The following is a 3,135-nucleotide window of genomic DNA, read 5'->3' as shown; positions in this document are numbered from 1 at the left end:
GGCCGTCACGCGCCTGCGCTGTGGCGCCGCGGCATCGCGCCCGTGGAAAACGCGATAGGTGTCGCCCTTCTGCGCGGGCGCCGCAACGTCGAGCCGGGAGGCAAAAATACGTGCAATCTGTTCCCGTATCTCGACAGGCACGTCGGCCCGCACCAGAGTATCGCGCAAGTTGCCTTCGATCCGCCCAGCGTATGACCCGATTTCGGCCTCCGGCGCGACAAGCGGCACAGCGCCAGATAGCGGACTATTTTGAGCCTCGCCAACGAACCCGCTGAACTTGCCGGCAATATCGGCCGAACCTTCGGACATCTGCCGAGGTCGCTCGACGGGTTGCGCAGCCGGCACGGTCACCCCAAGGCCGGACCAGGTCGCGCTGGATGCCTTCACGCGATTGAATATTTCTGGTGCTGCAGTCGAAACTGATAGGCCGAGAATCGCGACCATGCCACACAGCACTCCTGCACCCGCGATGGAACTCGCTGGAGATTTACATCTGGAACGCATAGAATTGCCCACTGCGATGGCAATGGCTTGCGCCTTGGGGAAGGTGTTACCTAGAAAGTGGAACGACATCATGTCAAAACCTCGCAGTCAAAATAGAGGGCTGCAGGCGTAAATGACAGTGCTTGAAACGCGCGGCAGCGGGCGGAAACGGGATAGAGCGAAAATCCAACAGTCTGGGTACCCTTCCGCGCTACACAATCCGGTCAGAAACCGTTGGAAAGGGTCCCTTCGCTATCTACATGCGAGTCCTAAAAGGGTTAATGCGATAGAGATAGAGTAAGGCGACGCCCCATTTCGCCCTATGTGACCAATCCGAAAAAACTCTGTCCCCATAAGTATCGACCTGCGGCAGCGAGTCGCATCGCCCCCGCGCACGGCACAATCACGAAGCTCGACGACCTCAGACGAGCGCCAGAGGTTCATGGAGATTCGACTCTTCGCCCGCCCAATTTGCTTTGACCGGAGGCATGCAATTTCGGACTTGTAAAGCGGCGCGCCTTATACCTCCTCGCTTTTATCGGTTGTTCTTCTCGGGATCGCCGGCGCAAGCTAGTGCATCCAACTTGCTGGGCTGATCCCCGCGCGATTCATGACGCCGACGGGTTTGCAAGCAGGCCAATTTCGACTCATGGGAAAAAATTGGGCATCTTCGGTGACATCGTGAACAAGCTGTTCCACGAGGCAAATCCCGACGCGAGGACGCCGACAGTTGAGCCTGCTCCTGATCCGGCACAGAAGCGTTGAATATCGCAAACTGCTGACGCAGGATCTGAGGTATTCCGGACACTTGAATGACTCGGCGAGCGTGAACATCTGGCTGCATAGCGAGGTGACGGCGACGCTGTCGCAAAGGGTGGCAAGTTTCCGCCCGATCTGGGCGGTTAAGCCACGCGTTGACAGAAAGTCCAATACGGGCCTCTTCTAATTCGCCAGAGCCCCAAAATTCATACGTGTCATATTGGCTGAATGCCGTGAATCGTGAAAACTGATTCGGAAAGGCGCACGGGCATGCACGGATCACATCTGCCATCCCTCGCGGCTAACTCGGCGATGGCGCTTGCATTGACAGACCGCGACGAATACAGCTCATCGGCATAGACATGCCAGAGACGACCGCTCTCGCTTTTTGCGATGACAAGTTCTACCGTTAGAAGCTGTTTCGAAATTAGTTAAACATCGGCTTGAGACACGCTCAACACATCAAAGCGCAAGCGAGAGAAAGGAAATCTTCATGGGATATGGGCGCATCGTTCGTAGCGAATCTTCAGGCGTCAAAACGAGCGAAGCCACGCAATCGATCGTTCGACTGGCCAATGCGTTTCGCCGAGACCACTGCCGTGTGGCGAACCGATTTTTGCGAGCGCCGGCGTGACGCCATGTTTTTACAGGCGCTGTCGATGATTCTCAGAACTGTAGCCCCGGTCGCGCTGAACAATTTACGGTTTATGCAGTGGACCTCCCCACTTGCCACGAATGCGCGCATGGGATCTATTGGAACGAAGAAACGGGTTTGCACAGCAACCGTGTGAACGGTACTAGTTTTGCCCCGCAAGGCGAGACGCTGGTGCGTGCGGCCGAAAAGCCCTTCAAGGTGCAACATGATTTCGGCGATCTCCAACCGCGGCGAGTTGAACTTCATGATCTTCGAAGGAATGCTCATGAATGCCACCTTCATCGAACTCACGAAGCGGTTTCTCAAACAGCTCACGCGCAAGATCTACTAGATGGTCGACGGCCATCCGGGCCGCATCGGTCTGCTGCTATCAAGATGTTTGCCGCCGACCAAGCAACGCGTCTGCGGTTGATCCGGCTGGCGAGCTATTTTCAGGAGCCTAATCCCAGACGAGACGCCCAACCAGGGACGTCAAGACTAACGCGCTCGGCAAGATCTAACCGACCATCAAGACGGGAATGAGCCGGGATCTGCGGTGGCATCTGCATCGTCCACAAAAGGAACTCCCGTGATTCGCAACCCTACTGCAGTAAAAGCATGTCGATATAGCACCCGATCGACTACGAATTAGTTAATGATTTCATCAGTGCCCTTGTAATTTTCATTATTAATTTACCCATACTTATCACGAAAATGCGATTTTTTTCGGGGCCTTTTTACGAAGAGGCATCGATGATGCGGGCAGTCCATTAGAGAACTCGCGCTGAACGACAACTTGACAATACTTTTGAGGATTCTATGAGAATTGCTGTCCTAGACGACGATCAGGCACAAACCGACTTTTGCTCTCAGACGTTATCGCCGGCAGGGCATATCTGCCACGCGTTTTCCTCTGGCCGGGAACTGGCACGGCAACTGAGACGGCAGACCTTTGATCTACTCATACTCGACTGGAACGTGCCAGACATGTCGGGCAAAGAGATCTTGTGCTGGGTTCGAGGTAGGCTCTCTGAACGACTTCCTGTTCTGTTCATGACGAGCCGCAGCAGTGAAGCGGATATCGCGTCAATACTTAATCACGGAGCCGACGATTACGTCGTCAAGCCGGTCCCTGGAAGTGTCCTGCTCGCGCGCGTCAGTTCGCTGTTGCGACGCACCTATCAGCTCAGTGCTGCTGGGCGCGAAGTCTATGGAGATTACGACTTCGATCTGATTGCGAAGCAGGCGCTGCTTAAGGG

The 3,135-nt window shown here is 55.2% G+C and carries 3 protein-coding genes and 2 pseudogenes; 3 read left to right on the top strand and 2 right to left on the bottom strand.

Annotated features, from left to right (window positions below):
- Window positions 1-576, bottom strand: a pseudogene (locus tag F6X37_RS35440) (hypothetical protein); the annotation flags it as partial.
- A gap of 637 nt (window positions 577-1,213) precedes the next feature.
- Between F6X37_RS35440 and F6X37_RS35435 the strand changes: the two are divergent.
- Window positions 1,214-1,429 carry a DUF3597 domain-containing protein gene (locus tag F6X37_RS35435; protein ID WP_262420164.1) on the top strand — a complete coding sequence of 72 codons (216 nt, stop codon included), beginning with the start codon at window positions 1,214-1,216 and terminating at the stop codon, window positions 1,427-1,429.
- A gap of 267 nt (window positions 1,430-1,696) precedes the next feature.
- On the opposite strand, the pseudogene F6X37_RS35430 reads toward F6X37_RS35435, so the two are convergent.
- Window positions 1,697-1,979: pseudogene (locus tag F6X37_RS35430) on the bottom strand (transposase); the annotation flags it as partial.
- A 123-nt stretch (window positions 1,980-2,102) separates the two neighbouring features.
- Here F6X37_RS35430 and F6X37_RS37445 point away from each other — a divergent pair.
- Both F6X37_RS37445 and F6X37_RS35425 read left to right on the top strand, forming a co-directional pair.
- Window positions 2,103-2,228 (top strand): hypothetical protein, encoded by a 126-nt coding sequence (locus F6X37_RS37445; RefSeq protein ID WP_262420163.1) that lies wholly within the window; start codon window positions 2,103-2,105, stop codon window positions 2,226-2,228.
- A gap of 467 nt (window positions 2,229-2,695) precedes the next feature.
- A partial coding sequence (locus F6X37_RS35425; protein ID WP_187614631.1) for a response regulator transcription factor occupies window positions 2,696-3,135 on the top strand: 440 nt, incomplete at its 3' end.

The sequence above is a fragment of the Paraburkholderia sp. 31.1 genome, assembly GCF_014397645.1.
Lineage (GTDB): Bacteria > Pseudomonadota > Gammaproteobacteria > Burkholderiales > Burkholderiaceae > Paraburkholderia > Paraburkholderia tuberum.
This window is presented reverse-complemented; position numbering and strand designations above follow the sequence as displayed.

Bases quoted from the DNA above. Each gene is read 5' to 3' on its own strand.
- F6X37_RS37445 (WP_262420163.1), top strand. From the start codon at position 2,103: ATGATTTCGGCGATCTCCAACCGCGGCGAGTTGAACTTCATGATCTTC.